General features: G+C 41.6%; 1 protein-coding gene. It reads right to left on the reverse strand.

The genetic code is table 11. From position 1 onward, the window contains the following. The coding region (locus tag SB822_RS56615) for a hypothetical protein (RefSeq protein ID WP_410859042.1) at positions 1-279 on the reverse strand (279 nt) is incomplete at both ends.

A 279-nucleotide genomic window follows, 5' to 3' on the forward strand; every position in this document is an offset into this window, starting at 1 on the left:
GTAGATTGTATAGTAACCGCGCGAAATTCCTCTTTCTTCTTCAACGATCAGGGGCTTGTCCACTAAGCGCTGAGCTACAGTGAAATTTTCTTCGCCCTCAGGGTTGGTAAACACGATTTCTTCAATGCCATATAGATCACTGATTCCAAACAATGAACCATAGAAAAAGGTCGTTTGTGCAGAAGTTGTGGATAATGCACCTCCATCCTGTTCAATAAATTTCACCTTAAGCTTCGGCATATCAACAGTCAGCTCAGCATAAGATTCCAGAATTTCTAG

It is taken from the genome of Paraburkholderia sp. SIMBA_054 (assembly GCF_046534875.1).
Classification (GTDB): domain Bacteria; phylum Pseudomonadota; class Gammaproteobacteria; order Burkholderiales; family Burkholderiaceae; genus Paraburkholderia; species Paraburkholderia hospita.